This is a genomic window from Streptomyces sp. R41 (genome assembly GCF_041053055.1).
GTDB lineage: Bacteria > Actinomycetota > Actinomycetes > Streptomycetales > Streptomycetaceae > Streptomyces.
In genome coordinates this window covers 5,014,519-5,030,365 of record NZ_CP163443.1, presented here as the reverse complement: position 1 = coordinate 5,030,365, position 15,847 = coordinate 5,014,519, and the positions used below count along the sequence as shown (strand labels likewise).

At 71.2% G+C, this 15,847-nt stretch carries 14 protein-coding genes; 13 read left to right on the top strand and 1 reads right to left on the bottom strand.

The annotated features are described in order from the left end of the window. Positions 1–22: 22 nt before the first annotated feature. The 5 genes from AB5J53_RS23060 to AB5J53_RS23040 all read left to right on the top strand — a co-directional run bounded on the left by AB5J53_RS23060 (position 23) and on the right by AB5J53_RS23040 (position 4,751). The gene (locus AB5J53_RS23060; RefSeq protein WP_369247567.1) at positions 23–565 is read left to right on the top strand and encodes an RNA polymerase sigma factor; all 543 of its coding nucleotides are present in this window, start codon (positions 23–25) and stop codon (positions 563–565) included. A gap of 131 nt (positions 566–696) precedes the next feature. Then, on the top strand, positions 697–1,542 hold the full coding sequence (locus AB5J53_RS23055; protein ID WP_369247566.1) for a zf-HC2 domain-containing protein: 846 nt from the start codon (positions 697–699) through the stop codon (positions 1,540–1,542). Between the two features lie 142 nt (positions 1,543–1,684). After that, complete coding sequence (locus tag AB5J53_RS23050) at positions 1,685–2,545, top strand: ABC transporter ATP-binding protein (RefSeq protein ID WP_369247565.1); 861 nt, start codon at positions 1,685–1,687, stop codon at positions 2,543–2,545. Next, positions 2,542–4,107 carry an ABC transporter permease gene (locus tag AB5J53_RS23045; RefSeq protein ID WP_369247564.1) on the top strand — a complete coding sequence of 522 codons (1,566 nt, stop codon included), beginning with the start codon at positions 2,542–2,544 and terminating at the stop codon, positions 4,105–4,107. The genes AB5J53_RS23050 and AB5J53_RS23045 overlap by 4 nt, the downstream gene beginning before the upstream one ends. Continuing rightward, complete coding sequence (locus AB5J53_RS23040; RefSeq protein WP_369247563.1) at positions 4,104–4,751, top strand: ABC transporter; 648 nt, start codon at positions 4,104–4,106, stop codon at positions 4,749–4,751. The genes AB5J53_RS23045 and AB5J53_RS23040 overlap by 4 nt, the downstream gene beginning before the upstream one ends. Positions 4,752–4,788: 37 nt before the next feature. Here the strand turns inward: AB5J53_RS23040 and mshD are convergent, their stop codons facing one another. Beyond that, a complete protein-coding gene (gene mshD / locus AB5J53_RS23035; RefSeq protein WP_369247562.1) occupies positions 4,789–5,715 on the bottom strand; it encodes a mycothiol synthase in 927 nt (308 codons plus the stop codon). A 248-nt stretch (positions 5,716–5,963) separates the two neighbouring features. Here mshD and AB5J53_RS23030 point away from each other — a divergent pair, with 248 nt between their 5' ends. The 8 genes from AB5J53_RS23030 to AB5J53_RS22995 all read left to right on the top strand — a co-directional run bounded on the left by AB5J53_RS23030 (position 5,964) and on the right by AB5J53_RS22995 (position 15,842). Then, a complete protein-coding gene (locus AB5J53_RS23030; RefSeq protein WP_369247561.1) occupies positions 5,964–7,763 on the top strand; it encodes a bifunctional UDP-sugar hydrolase/5'-nucleotidase in 1,800 nt (599 codons plus the stop codon). 104 nt (positions 7,764–7,867) lie between these two features. Continuing rightward, positions 7,868–9,067 carry a DUF2993 domain-containing protein gene (locus AB5J53_RS23025; RefSeq protein WP_369247560.1) on the top strand — a complete coding sequence of 400 codons (1,200 nt, stop codon included), beginning with the start codon at positions 7,868–7,870 and terminating at the stop codon, positions 9,065–9,067. Between the two features lie 249 nt (positions 9,068–9,316). Then, positions 9,317–9,439 (top strand): hypothetical protein, encoded by a 123-nt coding sequence (locus tag AB5J53_RS23020; protein ID WP_369247559.1) that lies wholly within the window; start codon positions 9,317–9,319, stop codon positions 9,437–9,439. An 81-nt stretch (positions 9,440–9,520) separates the two neighbouring features. Beyond that, the gene (locus tag AB5J53_RS23015) at positions 9,521–11,320 is read left to right on the top strand and encodes an ABC transporter ATP-binding protein (protein ID WP_369247558.1); all 1,800 of its coding nucleotides are present in this window, start codon (positions 9,521–9,523) and stop codon (positions 11,318–11,320) included. A gap of 234 nt (positions 11,321–11,554) precedes the next feature. After that, a complete protein-coding gene (locus AB5J53_RS23010; protein WP_369247557.1) occupies positions 11,555–12,052 on the top strand; it encodes a hypothetical protein in 498 nt (165 codons plus the stop codon). Between the two features lie 216 nt (positions 12,053–12,268). Beyond that, entirely contained in the window at positions 12,269–13,873 is a 1,605-nt protein-coding gene (locus AB5J53_RS23005; protein WP_369247556.1) for a hypothetical protein, read from the top strand. Positions 13,874–13,884: 11 nt separating this feature from the next. Next, positions 13,885–14,628: an ABC transporter ATP-binding protein gene (locus AB5J53_RS23000; RefSeq protein ID WP_369252403.1), complete on the top strand. Its 744-nt coding sequence runs from the start codon at positions 13,885–13,887 to the stop codon at positions 14,626–14,628. Beyond that, positions 14,625–15,842, top strand: coding sequence for an ABC transporter permease (locus AB5J53_RS22995; RefSeq protein WP_369247555.1), 1,218 nt, complete (start codon positions 14,625–14,627; stop codon positions 15,840–15,842). The genes AB5J53_RS23000 and AB5J53_RS22995 overlap by 4 nt, the downstream gene beginning before the upstream one ends. Positions 15,843–15,847: the final 5 nt, after the last annotated feature.

Below are 15,847 nucleotides of genomic sequence, written 5' to 3'. Positions count from 1 at the left end.
GGGGCTCGTCCGATGAGGGGTTGTGAGGGAAACGAGAAGCGACGGGGAGCTGCTGCGGGCCATCGCGGCGGACGGGGACCGTCGCGCCTTCGAGGAGCTGTACCGGCGGTACGCGCCGTGGCTGACCGCACGGCTGCGCGGCCGGTGCGCCGACGCCGGAGTCGTCGACGATGTCGTGCAGGAGACCTTCCTCGCCGTGTGGCGCGGCACGGCCCGCTACCGCGAGGAGGGCGACGCGGCCGGCTGGCTGTGGCGCATCGGCTCGCGACGACTGATCGACACCCTGCGCGGTGACGGCGCGCGCGGCCGGCTCCGGCAGGCACTGGCCCGCCTCCGGCACCGGGACGAGGACTCCGCCGAGGAGCGCGTGCTGGCCGGGGTCGAGCACGGAGACCTGGCGGGCGCGCTGACCCGGCTCTCGCCCGAACTGCGCGCGGTCCTCCAGGCCACGGTGATCGACGGGCTCAGCACCCGGGAAGCGGCCGTCCTGCTCGGCATACCCCCGGGCACGGTCAAGACGCGCGCACTGCGTGCACGCAAGCAGTTGCGGGAGGCACTGGCATGAGCGGCAAATTTCAGCCCCTCCGGCGTTTGAGGAGCGGGGGTTCGGGGGCTGAGCCCCCGAGGACGGGACGGGCAGCGACGGAGGGGGCGAAGACCGCTGGTCCGCCGACCGCCCCCGATGGCCGGTGGCATGTGGACGAAGCCGATCTCCGGGCCTACGCGCTGGGCGAGTTGACGCCCCCCCGGCTCTGGTCCGCCGACACCCACCTCGCCTCGTGTGCCCAGTGCCGGGAGGCGCTCGCCGCGGTGAGCGACCCTGCCGCGCTGGACGCCGGGTGGGAGCGGCTCGACGCCGAGCTGGACGCGCCGCGGCCGGGGAGGCTCGAGTCGCTGCTGGTGCGGGTCGGCGTCGCCGACCACACCGCGCGGCTGCTCGCGGCCACGCCCGTGCTGCGCCGCTCCTGGCTGGGCGCGGTCGCCGCCGTGCTGGTGATGACCGTGCTGGTGGCCAACGCGGTGCAGTCCGCGACCTCGCCCTCGCTGTTCCTGGCCCTCGCTCCGCTGCTCCCGCTCGCCGGGGTCGCGCTGTCGTACGGGCCCACGCTCGACCCGACGTACGAGATGGCCGTCGTGTCACCGATGCACGGGTTCCGGCTGCTGATGATCCGCACGGTCGCCGTACTGGCTATCGGCCTGGGTCTGAACGGCCTCGCGACCCTCGCACTGCCGTCGTACGGGCTGCGCGCACTGGCCTGGCTGCTGCCCGCGCTCGCCCTCACCGGCACCGGGCTCGCGCTGAGCGCCCGGCTGGGTCCGGTGCTCGCGCCCTCGCTGGTCGGCGGCGCGTGGATCGGCCTGCTGGTGGCGGCGCAGTCGACGACCGAGACGGGCGGCACGCTCGCGCCGTTCACGGCGGCCGGACAGGGCGTCGCCGGGGCGGTCGCGGCGCTCGCCACCGGGCTGCTCTATCTCGTACGGGACCGCTTCGACGCGTCGCGGATGTCTTTCGCCCACTTCTCGGGCAGGGGTGCCGCGTGACCGCCCTCCGACAGAGGAGCCGCGTGACCGCCCCCACCTCCCACAGGGGTGCCGCGTGACCGCCGACTCTGCCCACCTCCATGACAGCGGCGCCGCGCCTCTGCCCACGTCTTCGATCTTCTCCGACAGGAGTGCCGTACGTATGACCCCCACCGTCTCCGCATCCGGCCTGACCCTCCGCTACGGCGGGACCGTCGCCCTCGACGACGTCTCGCTGCGGCTGACCGAGGGCGTCACCGGGCTGCTCGGGCCCAACGGGGCCGGAAAGACCACCCTGTTGCGGGTGCTCGCCACCGCCGTGCCCGCCGACCGGGGGGCCTTCACGGTGCTCGGGCACGACCCGAGCACGACGGCCGGCCGCCTCGACGTGCGGCGCGCTCTGGGTTATCTGCCGCAGACGCCGGGGTTCCACCAGGACTTCTCGGCCTTCGAGTTCGTCGACTACGTGGCGATCCTGAAGGAGCTGACGGACCGCGGCGCCCGGCACCGGGAGGTGCGGCGCGTGCTCGACGCCGTCGACCTGTCCGACGTACGGAGCAAGCGCATCAAGAGGCTGTCCGGCGGTATGCGCCAGCGGGTCGCGCTGGCCGCCGCGCTCGTCGGCGACCCCGGTTTCCTCGTCCTCGACGAGCCGACCGTCGGCCTCGACCCCGAACAGCGCATGCGCTTTCGGGAGCTGATCGCCCAGGCCGGTGAAGGGCGGACGGTTCTGCTCTCCACCCACCAGACCGAGGACGTCGCGATGCTCTGCCACCGCGTGATCGTCATGGCCCGCGGAAGCGTCCGCTTCGAGGGCACGCCCGCCGAGCTGACCGCGCGGGCGGCGGGCCGGGTGTGGAGCAGCACGGAACGCGACCCGGGCGCGCGAGCCGGATGGCGTACGGGCACGGGCTCCTTCCGCAACGTCGGCGACCCGCCCGAGGGTGCCGACCTTCTCGAACCGACCCTGGAGGACGGCTACTTGCTCACCCTCGACGGCGAGCCCGCGGAGGTGGCGGCATGAGCGGCACCACCACCGGCACGGTCGAGCAGGCGGCTCCCACGGGGGTGGAGCCGCCTGCTCGAGGACAGGGATCGAGGACGGCCGCCGTCCTCGCCCTCGCCCGCTTCGAGGCACGCGAACTGCTGCTGCAGATACCGGTGTTCGTCTTCCTCGTGCTGTACGTCGGCTACACCGGCTGGACGACGTTCAACGGCCGCGAAGGCATGGACGACTACCCGGTCCTCCAGGACGTCGACCGGTCCACCCAGACCGGCCCGCTACTCCTCGGCATCGCGCTGTTCGTCTGCGTCAACCGCGCCGTGCTGCGTTCCCGCAGGCAGGGCACCGACCGGCACTTCGACGTGCTGGTCATGGAGCCGTGGCGGCGTACGGTGGCGCACGCGCTGTCCGTCGTGCCCTTCGCCGCCGGCACGGCCCTCGTCGTCGCCCTCCAGTTCACCTGGGCGGCGCTGAAGCCGGGCGCGGTCGGCCACGGCTCGCCCGCCGAACTGGCCGTGGGCCCGCTGGCGATCCTTCTGTCCGGCACCCTCGGCGTCCTGCTCGCACGGCTGATCCGCTCCGCCTTCGGCGCACCGCTCTTCGTGATCGGCGCCTATGTCGTCACGATCCTCGCGGCCAATGCCTCGGGCGACGCGCACTGGGTGCGCTGGCTGTCCCCGGCCGTCTCGGAGGAGGGGGCCGACCCGTTCCCCTCCGACCTGCTGGGCCGCCCGGCCGCCTGGCACGCGCTGTATCTGGCGGGGCTCGTGGTGTTCCTGCTCTGCGTCGCGGTCCTGGTCGGCGGCGGTCGTACGCGCGTCATCAAGGCGGTGACCGCCCTCGCCCTCGCCGCCACGGCCGCCGGCGTAGCCGGGCAGTCCCCGGGCGACTCGGCCGGTCTGATCGCGGCCCGCGCGAAGGCCTCCGCCACGCCGGAGAAGGTGCAGTCGTGCGTCGCGCACGGCACGTCGACGTACTGCGCCTACCCCGAGTGGACCGGCCGCACCGCCGACTGGGCCGAGGTCGTCGCCCGCGTCCAGTCCCTCGCGGGCGGCGCCGCCCGGGGCGAGCGGCTGACCGTACGGCAGCGGGTCGACTCCCGCTACGGACTGGAGGGCGCCGCCGCGCTCGACCCGGCCGGCACGCCGGGCGTGGTGACCGTCGGCACGCGGTGGGGCGGCAACCGGATCCCGGAGTTCGCGGTCGGCGTGGCCTCGGTCCTGGTGGCCGGCGACGAGGAGTCCAGTGGCGAAGGATGCGACGCCCGCGCGGTGACCATCATGTGGCTGGCGCTGGCCTCGGAGTCCGACCCGATGACCGTGTTCCGGCACATCCGCCTCGACGACAGCGTCAAGGGCTCCGGGGTCTCGCTCGCGCCCACGAACCCGGTCTATCTGAGCGCCGAACAGACCAGGATCGTACGGGAGTTGCTGCACAAGCCCCGCTACAGCGTCATCCCCAAGGTGCGGGCCCACTGGGCGGAACTCACCTCCGCGAAGACGTCGACGGCTCGGGTGGCCCAGCTGCTGGGAGTGCCGGCGGCGGGCGCGGGCGCCGAGGACGCGAAGAGGTGCCAGCAGTGACCGCTCGCGTGATCCGGGCCCTGCTGCGCCCGGTGTCCCGGACCCTGCCCCGGCGGGCCCTCGCGGCGGGCAGTGCCCTGGGGCTGCTGCTCGCCGGGACCCCGCGACTGCTGTCGTCCCCGCCCGACGCGTGGCTCTGTCTCAGTCTCCTGCGGGCCGCCGCGCTCGCCTTCGGCCTGGGCCTGGCCTTCCTGCTGGACGACCCGGCCCGGCACACCACCGCCGCGGTGCCGACCCGGCGCCCGGTGCGGGTCGGTCTGCGGGTGGCGCTCGTCGCTCCGTTCGCGGTGGTGTGGTGGACGGCCGCGCTGCTCCTCGTACCGGAGCAGACCCGGCCCCCGGTGGGCGCGGTCACCCTGGAGGCGGCGACCATCGCCGTGCTCGCCCTGGCCGCCGCGGCCGTGGCCGTGCGGTGCACGGACGTGGCCGAGCCGGGGGTCGCGGTGTCGGCCGGACTGCCGGTCACCGTCGTCGCCTCCGCCCTGCTGCTCCCGGAACCGTGGGAGCTGTTCGTGGCGGTGGGCGACCCGCGCTGGGACGGCGCCCACGAACGCTGGGCGGGGCTCCTGGTCGTGGCGGCCTTGCTGGGTGCGTGCTCCGTCGCGGAACCCAGGCGGCGGATCGCCTCTCTTGCTCACCGCTGACCCGGCGTGAGGCACTGAACCGGTACCGGCGGAGCGGTTACGACTCCGTCCGGTACATCAGGTCCGTCTCGTGGGTGACGAAGCCGAGCCGCTCGTACACGGTCACCGCCGACTTGTTGTCGGCGTCGACGTAGAGCATCGCGGTGGGCAGGCCCTGCGCGGCGAGGTGGCGCAGCCCGATCGTGGTGAGCGCCTTGCCCAGGCCGCCGCCCTGGGCGCCGGGGTGCACCCCGAGGACGTACACCTCGCCCAGCCGCTCCTCGGCGTGGACCTTGGTCCAGTGGAAGCCGACCAGTTGGCCGGCGCGGAAGGCGAGGAAGAACCCGGACGGGTCGAACCATGGCTCGGCCATCCGGTCGTCCAGGTCGCGCTGGGTGAGGGAGCCCTGCTCGGGGTGGTGGGCGAAGGCCGCGGCGTTCACCGCGAGCCAGGCGGCGTCGTCCCGGCCCGGCACGAAGGAGCGGACGTGCACCCCGTCCGGGAGCTTCGGCTCGGGCAGGTCGAGGTCCGCCAACGGCCGCCGCATCTGGCGCAGTTCGCGGAAGAGGGTGAGCCCGAGGACCTGCGCGAGGTGCCGGGCGGCCGAGTGCCCGCCGTGCGCCCACACCCGCAGCCGCTTCCCGGACTCGGCGAGCAGCGCGGAGCCCAGCGCCCGCCCGTGCCCGTGCCCGCGGTGCGCCGGGTGCACGACCAGCTCGGCGGCAGGGGCCTCCACCGGGTCGGTGTCCTCCAGCTGCGCGTACCCGATGAGCTGGTCACCGACGGTCAGCAGCAGATGCCGTACGCCCTCACGGGCTCCGCCCTTGAGCTGCAGCCGCCCCTGCTCGGACACCGCCTGCTGCCCATCGGCCCGGGCGGCCTCGGCGAGCAGCTGGAGCACGTCCTCGGCCTGGCCCGGGGAGAGCGCGGAGCAGGTCTCGATGGAGCGGGAGAGGGCGGGCAGTGCGCTGTCGTCGCTGGTCATGGCTACGAGGGTAAGGCCTGCCCGTTTCATGGCGAAGTGCGCTCGACCGCAACCTGTTGGTAACCCTCAACCCCCTGTTGCGCTACGCGCGTTGAATCTAAAGTGCGCGCAAAGCCGCAGTCGTCCCACGGCTGCTACGGCTTCACAGCCCGTCCAGCTCTCCAGCTCGTCCGCTCTCCAGCTCTCGAGCTCTCCCGTTCTTCAGTTCTTCAGCTCGTCCAGCTTCCACGGATCCCAGGGGGGAACCCATGCCATCGACGCCCCGGCACAGACGTACCCATCGCATCCTCGCGGCCGCCGCCGGCCTTGCCACCGTCGGCGCGCTGGCCGCGGCGATGCCCGCGAGCGCGGGCCAGGACAAGGCCACGCCGCTGCACCACCAGGGCAGCGGCCGCTACCAGGACGTACAGCTGCTGTCTTTCAACGACCTGCACGGCAACCTGGAGCCGCCGTCCGGCTCCTCGGGCCGTGTCACGGAGCTGCAGGCGGACGGCACGACGAAGACCATCGACGCGGGCGGTGTCGAATACCTCGCCACGCATCTGCGCCAGGCCCGCAAGAACAACAAGTACTCGATCACGGCCGCAGCCGGTGACATGGTCGGCGCCTCCCCGCTGATCTCCGGCCTCTTCCACGACGAGCCGACGATCGACGCGCTGAACAAGCTCGACCTGGACGTGACGAGCGTCGGCAACCACGAGTTCGACGAGGGCGCCAAGGAGCTGGCCCGTCTGCAGAACGGCGGCTGCCACCCGAAGGACGGCTGTTACGACGACAGCGAGGAATTCACGGGCGCCGACTTCCCCTACCTCGCCGCGAACGTCACCGACGAGAAGACCGGCAAGCCGATCCTCAAGCCCTACTGGGTGTGGAAGAAGAACGGCGTCAAGGTCGGCTTCATCGGCGTGACCCTGGAGGGCACCCCGAACATCGTCTCCGCCGAGGGCGTCAAGGGCCTCAAGTTCGGCGACGAGGTCGAGACGATCAACAAGTACGCCAAGGTGCTCCAGCGCCAGGGCGTGAAGTCGATCGTCGCGCTGATCCACGAGGGCGGTGCGCCCGCCTCGACGGCGTACAACTACGACTGCGACAGCCCCGGCGCCGGTGACGGCATCTCCGGGCCGATCGTCGACATCGCCAAGAACGTCACGCCGGCCGTGGACGCGCTGGTCACCGGCCACACCCACCAGGCGTACGCGTGCACCGTCCCGGACCCGGCGGGCAACCCTCGCATGGTGACGTCGGCCTCGTCCTTCGGCCGCCTCTACACGGACACGACGCTGACGTACGACCGCTGGACCGGCGACATCGCGCGTACGGCGGTGAAGTCCGCGAACCACGTGGTCACCCGTGACGTGGCGAAGGCCGCTGACATGACGGCCCTGATCAGCAAGTGGAAGACGCTCTCCGCCCCGATCGCCTCGCGACCCATCGGCTACATCGCGGGCGAGATCGGCAACACCGGCACCGAGTCCCCGCTCGGCGACCTGATCGCCGACGCGCAGCTCGCGTACGCCAAGTCCGTCGACCCGGAGGCCGACCTCGCGGTGATGAACCCGGGCGGCATCCGCGCCGGGCTCACCTACACCGCGAGCGGCAGTGAGGGCGACGGCGTGGTGACGTACGGGGAGGCGTACACGGTCCAGCCCTTCTCCAACACGGTCAACCTGGTGAACCTCACCGGCGCCCAGCTGATCACCGCTCTCCAGCAGCAGGTCAGCGGCGCGAACGAGGCCGCGCCGAAGATCCTCCAGATCTCCTCGGGCCTCACCTACACCCTGGACCTGACGAAGACGGGCGCCGCCCGAGTGGTCGCCGACTCCGTCAAGCTCAACAACACCGCGATCGACCCCACCGCCACCTACCGCGTCGCGATGAACTCCTTCCTCGCGGGCGGCGGCGACGGCTTCGCCGAACTCGGCAAGGGCACGAACGTGGTCGTCGGCGGCGACGACCTGGCGGCCTTCGAGTCCTATCTGACGGCCAACTCGTCGGCGGCGACGCCGTATCCGGTGCCCGCGGCGGCCCGGATCACGATCGTGAAGTAGAGATCGGGAATGCCGTGAAGCAGAGATCGGGAATGCCGTGAGGTAGATCGCATACGGACGGTAGCGGTTGCGGACAGGGGCGGTACGCATGGTCGACTGAGACGATGCGTACCCCCCACCGCATGACAACGCATCCCTATACAAACCCCTACGAAGAGCTCGCCGCTCTCGACGACGGTCCACTGGAGGAGTTCCTCCACGAGGACGAGCCGGAGGAGGTGCCGGAGGAGGACTGGGCCCCGCCCAACCACCGCCGGGGCAGCCGGCGCCGCCGGAAACGCTTCGCCGGACTGCCGTTCGCGGCGAAGGCTGCCGTCCTCGTCCTGTCCCTCGCCGCGTTCCTCACGCTCGCCGACCGCTGGGCCCTGCTGTACGCCGAGCACGAGGCGGCCGACAAGCTCAAGGACCAGCTGCACCTGACCGCCGCCCCCGAGGTCGAGATCGGGGGCTTCCCCTTCCTCACCCAACTCGCCGACCACCGACTGGACTCCGTGAAGGTGACCGTGCCGGACGTGGCCGCCGACCGGGTCTCGCTGGCTGAGGTGTCGGCGACGGCGACGCATGTACGGCTCGACGGCGGCGACGACCCCACCGCCGTACACGGTGCCCGAGTCCCCGCGCTGCACGGCGAGGTGCTGCTCTCCTTCGACGACCTGAACCGAGAACTCGGCGCGTCCCAGGTGACGTTCACCGGGCACGGCCACGACCGGGTGCGGGCGCGCGGCACGCTGCCCGTCGCCGGACACGACCTGAAACTCCGGGCCGACGCCCGTATCGGCCGCGACGGCGAGCGCGGCATCTCGACGCGGATCGACGGAATGCGCCTGGACATCGGCGACCTGGCGACGTACCGGCCGGGCGCCCGTGCCTCGGAGGGCCTGCACCTCACCCCGCGCTCGGTGGCGCGCCTCGGCAAGGAGACCGCCAAGGCGCGGGCCCTGCTCTCCGTCCCGGCGATCGTGCACCGCCTCGGGGTGCCGGACGCGGCGGTGCGTCAGGCGCTGCGCGACGACACCAGGCTTGCCTCGCTGACGGGGTCGGCGAAGTTCGCCCGCCGGGCGATGCGCGTGAACCTCCTCGACGTGGCGATCGCCCACCCGGCGCTCCTGAAGCGCTTCGGCCTGGACCCGGCCCTCCTCGACGGCCTCTCCCGGCTCACCCGTCCCGTCCTCGTGGACCAGCTGTCCTTGGGATTCCGCCTGCCGCATCCGAAGGACGGCGACCTGCGGCTGCGGGACGTACGCGTGGAGAAGGACGGGATCCGGGTGCGGATGACGGGGTCGGCGCTGACGATCGGGCATTGACAGAGCACCGACCAGATGAATTAGCCTCTGAATTACCTCGGTAAGTTCCAGGTGAGGTCCGTCATAAATTCTGTGTGAGTGGCCGGTCGGTTCCGCCGGCTCGCTGAGAATTTCTTTCAGCTGCAATTCATCGAGGTCTAAGCCGAATTGGCAGTTTCCGGGTTCGGAGTCCCGTAGTGTTTTCCTTGTCGAAAGCGAACGACGCAAACGGCAAAGGGAATTCACCCACTGGGAAGAAGGAGAACCCCCATGAGCTTCCACAAGATCGCCCCGGTCAAGAAGCACCACAAGCCCGCTCCGGCCCCGAAGAAGGCGCACAAGCCCGCCAAGCCGGCGCCGAAGAAGCGCCCGGTCGGCGGTCAGGGCCGCTAGCAGCCGCTACGAGGCGGGGCCCCGGAATTACTCCGGTGGCCCCGCCTCGGCCATGTTGTGGACAGTAAAAGGGGAGTTGACATGCGGGAAGTCCGGGAAGCATTTGCTCGCTTCTGGCCGCTGACTCGCGGGGACCGTAAGTGGCTCGTGGTGATCACCGGCTGTGTGGTGGTGGCCGCGCTCGCCGAGACCGCCTCGATCCTGCTTTTCGCGCAGCTCACCGACCATGCCCTGAAGGCCGGTTCGCTCGCGGCGTTCTGGGGACCCGCCGGGGCCTGGCTCGGCGTCGCCGTGCTCGGCGCGCTCGTCGGGTATCTCGGCAACTCGCTCGCCGTGTGGACCGCCGAGAGATTCGTACTGCGACTTCGCGCGGGCGTGTTCCGGCACGTCCAGGATCTGCCTCCGCACTTCTTCCAGAAGCACCGCCAGGGTGATCTGGTCGAACGTCTCACCGGAGACGTCGAGGCCATCGAGCAGATGGTCGTGTCGGGCGTGGTCGGGACGGTCTCCGCCGCCTTCTCCGCGGTCTTCTATGCCGCCGCGGCCCTCTGGCTGCGCTGGGACCTCGCTCTCGCCACCTTCGTCCTCGCTCCCCTCTTCCTCGTCGCCGCCCGCCGTTTCTCCGGGCGGATCAAGACCGCCTCCCGGGAGGAGCGGGCCGCCGACGGCGCGATCACCTCCGTCGTCGAGGAGTCGCTCGGCAATGTGGTGCTGACGCAGGCGTACAACCGGCGCCGTGCCGAGGAGAAGCGGCTCGACCGGGAGGCGCGCGCCTGGATGCGGGCGTCCGTGCGCGGGGCGCGGGCGAGCGAGATGTACGAGCAGTTCGTCGAGGTCGTCGAGACGGTCTGCGTGCTCGCGGTGATCGGCCTCGGCGCCTGGGAGATCTCTCAAGGGCGGATGTCCTTGGGCCAGTTGCTCGCCTTCGCCGCCTTCCTCGGCTATCTCTACCCACCGATCCGCAATCTCGGGCAGCTCGGGCTCACCCTCACCGCCGCCACCGCCGGCGCCGAGCGGCTCCAGGAGATCCTGGACGCCGAGCCCGCCGTCAGCGACCCGGCCGTCCCGGTGCGGGAATGGCCCGTACACGGCTGGGTCAGCTTCCACGGCACGTCGTTCCGCTACCCGGGTGCCGAGCGCGACTCCCTGCACGACGTGACCTTCACGGCCGGACCCGGCGAACTCGTCGTCGTCACCGGACCCAGCGGCGCCGGAAAGTCCACCCTCTCCAAACTCCTCACCCGCTTCTACGACCCGACGGCGGGCGTGATCTGCCTCGACGGCGTCCCGCTGACCGGCGTACCCCTGGAGTTCCTGCGCGAGAACGTCGCGCTGCTGCCCCAGGAGACCCTCATCCTGCACGGCACGATCCGCGAGAACATCGCGTGCGGACGGCCGGGAGCGACGGACGCCGAGATCGAGCGGGCCGCACTGGAGGCGGACGCGCACGAGTTCATCAGCGCGCTGCCGCGGGGGTACCAGACCCCGATCGCGCCCGGCACCGCGGCCCTCTCCGGTGGCCAGCTCCAGCGGGTGGCCATCGCCCGCGCCATGCTCCGCGCCGCCCCCGTCCTCGTACTCGACGAACCGACGGCCGGCCTCGACGCCCTCGCCGCGCACCGGGTGGTCGAGCCCCTGCGCCGTCTGATGGCGGGACGTACGACGATCATGATCACCCACGACCTGGGCCTGGCGCCCGACGCGGACCGGATCCTGGTCGTGGACGGGGGGCGTCTGGTGGAAGTCGGTACGCACATGGAGCTGTTGGCGCGGGACGGGGTGTACGCGCGGCTGTCATCCCCGGGCGACGAATCGCCATGGGCGTGTGAAGGCAGTGCGGGGGAATTACGTCTTTCCGGGTTCCCCTTGAGGTTTCCCTGAGGGTTCTCCTCGAGTCTCCCTCGGAGGGTGAGCCCTGATGCCGTTTCCCGGCGCCAGGTTCCAATTCCCCGGTGTGACACAGGACATGCCCGGTGCCGGCTGGCTGGATTGTGCTGTGGGATCGATCCCATGTATCAATTGGGGTCGCAAAGCGGATCTTGAGATTCAAGTCCGTTGCGCTTGCGGTTCCTTGACCCAGGAACCGCTTTCGGTATCTCACGGGGAGACAATCGAATGAACAAGGCCATACGCATGCGCCTGATGTCCGGGGCTGCCACCGCTTTCGCGGCCGGCGCCCTTGTGCTGACGGCGGCACCGGCCCACGCCACCTCGTCCTCCACTTCGGTGGGCATCCCGGGCGGGAACAAGATCTCGATCAACGCCTGGCACTGCGGCTTCTACGTCACCGCCTGTGACTGGAAAGCGTCCACGAAGATGTCGGGGACCAACCCCCGCAAGGCGAAGTGGATCCAGAACCGCACGGAGCTGGCAGCCCACGGCATCAGCGTCTCCATCACCATCTCCAAGAACCCCGAGGCCACGCTCACGATGAAGAGCCGGTCCCTGGGTGAGGTGCGCTGGAAGAACACCAACGCCAACATCTCCGACACCTACGGTCAGATGAAGCCGGGCGGCACCACCACGTACGTCTCGACGAAGAGCTGCGGCTCGGCCCAGGTGACCAGCTCGATCAAGGTCAGCGAGAAGTGCGCCTACGCGGGCGCCGCCTGATCCGCTTCCGCTGAGTCGGCGCGACGCGTGAACTGAGTGAGCAAGGGTGTCACACCGTCAGGGCCCGGCGGTGTGGCACTTTTCGCTGCGGTGAATATGCAGGACGACGCACGGGGGCGTTCGGTGAAATTCGGTTGGGTGACGCGCGGCGGAACGCTGGCGTCCCGGTTGACCGGGGCGGTCATATGCGCCGCTCTCGTCACTTCATGTACATCCATGTCTGATTCAGACGGTGAGTCCGCGCAGCGTGAATCCGCCGCTGCCCGGCAATTCGAGCTTCTGGTCAGTAGGCAGAACGGCTACTACTACCACCCGTTCCTGCGTGAGCAGCCCGCGGGCCCGCAGGCCGAGTCCTATGCGCTGCGGACGCTGTCCGAGCTGGGCCGTGATCCGAGGACGAGCATCGCTTCGGCACAGGTCGAGTCGTTGCGCCGGGAAGCGCTGGAGACTTCCTCGCTCTGGGGCCGTGACTGGATGATCCCGTTGCGGCGGGCCGGTGCCGGTACCGCGCTGGGCGCGAGCGACGCGGCGGCGGTGAACAAGCTCCGGACCAAGGGCGGCTGGTACGTCGACTCCGCGCTCGGCGACGACAGCGACGGGGCTCGCCTCGGCGCCACCTGGGCGGCCCTCGAAGTGCTCGACGCACTCGGGCGCCTGGACGACCTCCCGGCGGCGGATCGGACCGCCACCGTCTCCTGGCTGCGCTCGCTGGCGAAGAAGGCCCGGGCACTCGACGAGGGCAGCGCCCTGGCCCGTTCGCTGCATCTGCTGAACGAGCCCGTCCCCGCCACCCTCACCCGGATCGCCGCTCCGCGTACGGACGACTTCGAGAACCTCACGCCCGACGCCCGGGCGACCCGGCTCGACGACACCTACAGTTATGCGCTGATCCAGGAGGCCGCGGGGAAGCGGCCCGCCGTGAACCGCCAGGTGTGGGAGCCGGTGCTCCGGGACGGCGCCGCAACGCTCCCGTATGAGCAGCTCTACGAACTGGTCCACGCGCTGAAGGCGGCCGGCTCGCCGAAGGCCGTGTTCGCACCGGTGCTGAAGCGGCTGGACGGCGACCGGCTCGACGACGGGACGGTCCGCGACCCCGATGCCTACATCGGCAACCCGGACGCCTCCCTCTTCGTGCAGCGCCTGCGGGCGCTGGCCGGATGGTCGCGAAAGGACCCCGGGCTGCTGGCCGCGCTGGAGCGCGAGGAGAAGTCCGACGACGCCGGCCAGGAAGGCGCCGAGCGGCTGAGCCGGGCCGCCCTGCGCAAGGTCACCGCGGGCGGCGACGCGAGCGATGTGGCACGGCAGTTGTGCGCCGACGCGCAGGTGCTGCCCGCCACCGTGACCGTGCGGAACGCCACCCAGTGGCAGCGCACCGCCCTCAACTGTGCCGACGCGGGGGCTTGGGTCCCCGTCCCGAAGATCGACAGCTGGAGCCCGGACACCCCGGAGCGGGTGGTCGCGGCGGCTACGGTCGCCGTCGGGCTCGCCGACAGCGGACAGCGCGACGGGATCCCGTCGTGGATCACCCCCGACGCCCTGGAACACTGGGCGCTGAACCCGGGCCGGTTCACCTCCGTCTACACCTACGCCCTGGTCGTACGGGCCTATTCGCTGCTCGGTGGTGAGCTGGACGCGTCGCTGCGCGAAGCCCTCGGACGCGGCATCACGCCGTACAGGGCCTGCCCCGGGCTGCCCGGCCTCTATCAGGTCGGCGGCGGGGATTCCGCCTGCGATCTCAAGACGACCTGGGCCGTGTGGACGCTGGACCGGCAACTGCACGGCGCCATGGGCTGGCTGCCGGCCCCGAAGAACGGAAAGTGAGCGAGAGTTCGGTGAACGCACTGCTGCGGGCCGAGGGTGTGGGCAAGTCCTACACCCTGCGCGGAAGGAGGGTCGACGTCCTGCGCGGCGTCGACCTCGCCGTGAGAGGCGGCGAGGTCACGGCCCTGGTCGGCCACTCCGGCTCAGGGAAGACGACCCTCCTGCACATCCTCGGGCTGCTGACCCCGCCGGACAGCGGCCGTGTGTTCGTCGAGGGCACGGACATCACGGGGCTGGGCGACGGTGCGCGGGCGGATCTGCGCCGCGGCCGGCTCGGGTTCGTGTTCCAGTCGTACAACCTGCTGCCGCAACATTCGGCGCTGCGCAACGTCGTCCTGCCGTACGCCGGCAGCCGCGCCGAGGGCGAGATGCGCGCCCGTGCGCTGCTGGAGCGGGTCGGGCTCGCGGAGCGGGCCGACCATCTGCCCGGCGAGCTGTCGGGAGGCGAGCAGCAGCGGGTGGCGCTGGCGCGGGCGCTGATCAACGATCCGCCCGCGGTGCTGGCCGACGAGCCGACCGGAAACCTCGATACCGAGAGCGAGGACGTGCTGCTTGGGCTGTTCCGCGAACTGGCGGACGAGGGCTGGGCGGTGCTCCTGGTCACCCACAACCCGGCGGTGTCGGAGTTCGCGGATGTGGTGCACCGCCTGGAGAAGGGCACGTTCACCCAGGTCGCGGTGGACAAGCCCGCGACGGTGGAGAAGCCCATGGCCGAGCGGGCCAGGGCCAACACGCAGACGGAGAGCGCCGAATGAACGTCTTCAGCCTGGCGCTGGCCAATGTCCGCGCCCTGCGCCGCCGCCTGATCGGCCTCGTGGCCCTGGTCTCGGTCGCCGCCGCCGTCTGTCTCGGCGCACTGGGCATCGCCGACCGGGCCCAGGGCGTCACCGACACGGGCGTCAAGGAGAGCAGCGCCAACCGCAGCATCACCGTCGACCGCCCCGACTCCCGGCCCGACACCCCGCAGCTGACAGACCGTACGGCCGCCAGGCTCGCGAAGCTGCCGCACGTCGAGTCGGTGCAGCACCGGGCCCAGGTCTCCTTCGGGGTCCTGACCAAGGCGGGCGACACCGTCCTGCTGTACGCCACGACCTACCGCCCCGCGCTGCCCCCACCGGTCACCAAGTCCGTACGCAAACAGCTCTTTCCGCTGCGCCCGGGCGAGATCGTGGCCCCGGCCGCGTCCCAGGGCGTGGACCTGAGCAAGCTGGTGGGCAAGGACATCGAGATCGAGACCACCCGCTTCGTACGCCAGGGCGAGGGCACCGGAGTCTCGGGCCACGCCCGGCTCGTCGGGGTGTACGACCCGACCTGGCAGCTGGACAACCCGGATGCCGCGTACGCCGCCGACTCCACCGTGGTCGATTGGGCGGCGCAGCGGTCCGGTGAACCGGCGAAGAGTTACCTCTCCACCATCGGCTACGACCAGCTGACCGTGGTCGCCAGGACGGCCGCCGACGTGCCTGCCGTGACGAAGTCCGTGCAGAAGCTGGGCTATCCGGCGGTCACCCTCCAGCAGCAGCTCAGCGCGCTTCCCGGTGTCCTGGAGATGATCAAGGTGGTCGGCCAGGTGCTGCTCGGTGTGCTCGGTGTGCTGGCCTTCGTCGGCGCGGTCACCGTGACCGGGGCGCTGTCACGCCAGCGGGCGCAGGAGATCGGCATTCTCAAGGCGGTCGGATTCCGCACGAGATACGTGCTGACGATGCTGGTCACGGAGATGGCGCTGGCCGGAGCCGTGGCCGCGCTGATCGGCACCGTGCTCGGCGCGGTGCTCGGCGGCGGCGCAGCGGCCCTGCTGCGCGGCAGCGCGGACCTGGCGCCGTACGTCAAGGGCTGGGTGCTGCTGCCGCCGGCGGGCACTCTGCTCCTGCTCCTCGGGCTGACGGTGCTGGTGGTGGCGATGGGTTCGCTGGCCCCGGCACGCAGGGCCGCGAGGATGTCCCCCACAGATGCGATGAAGGACTGGTGAGCCAC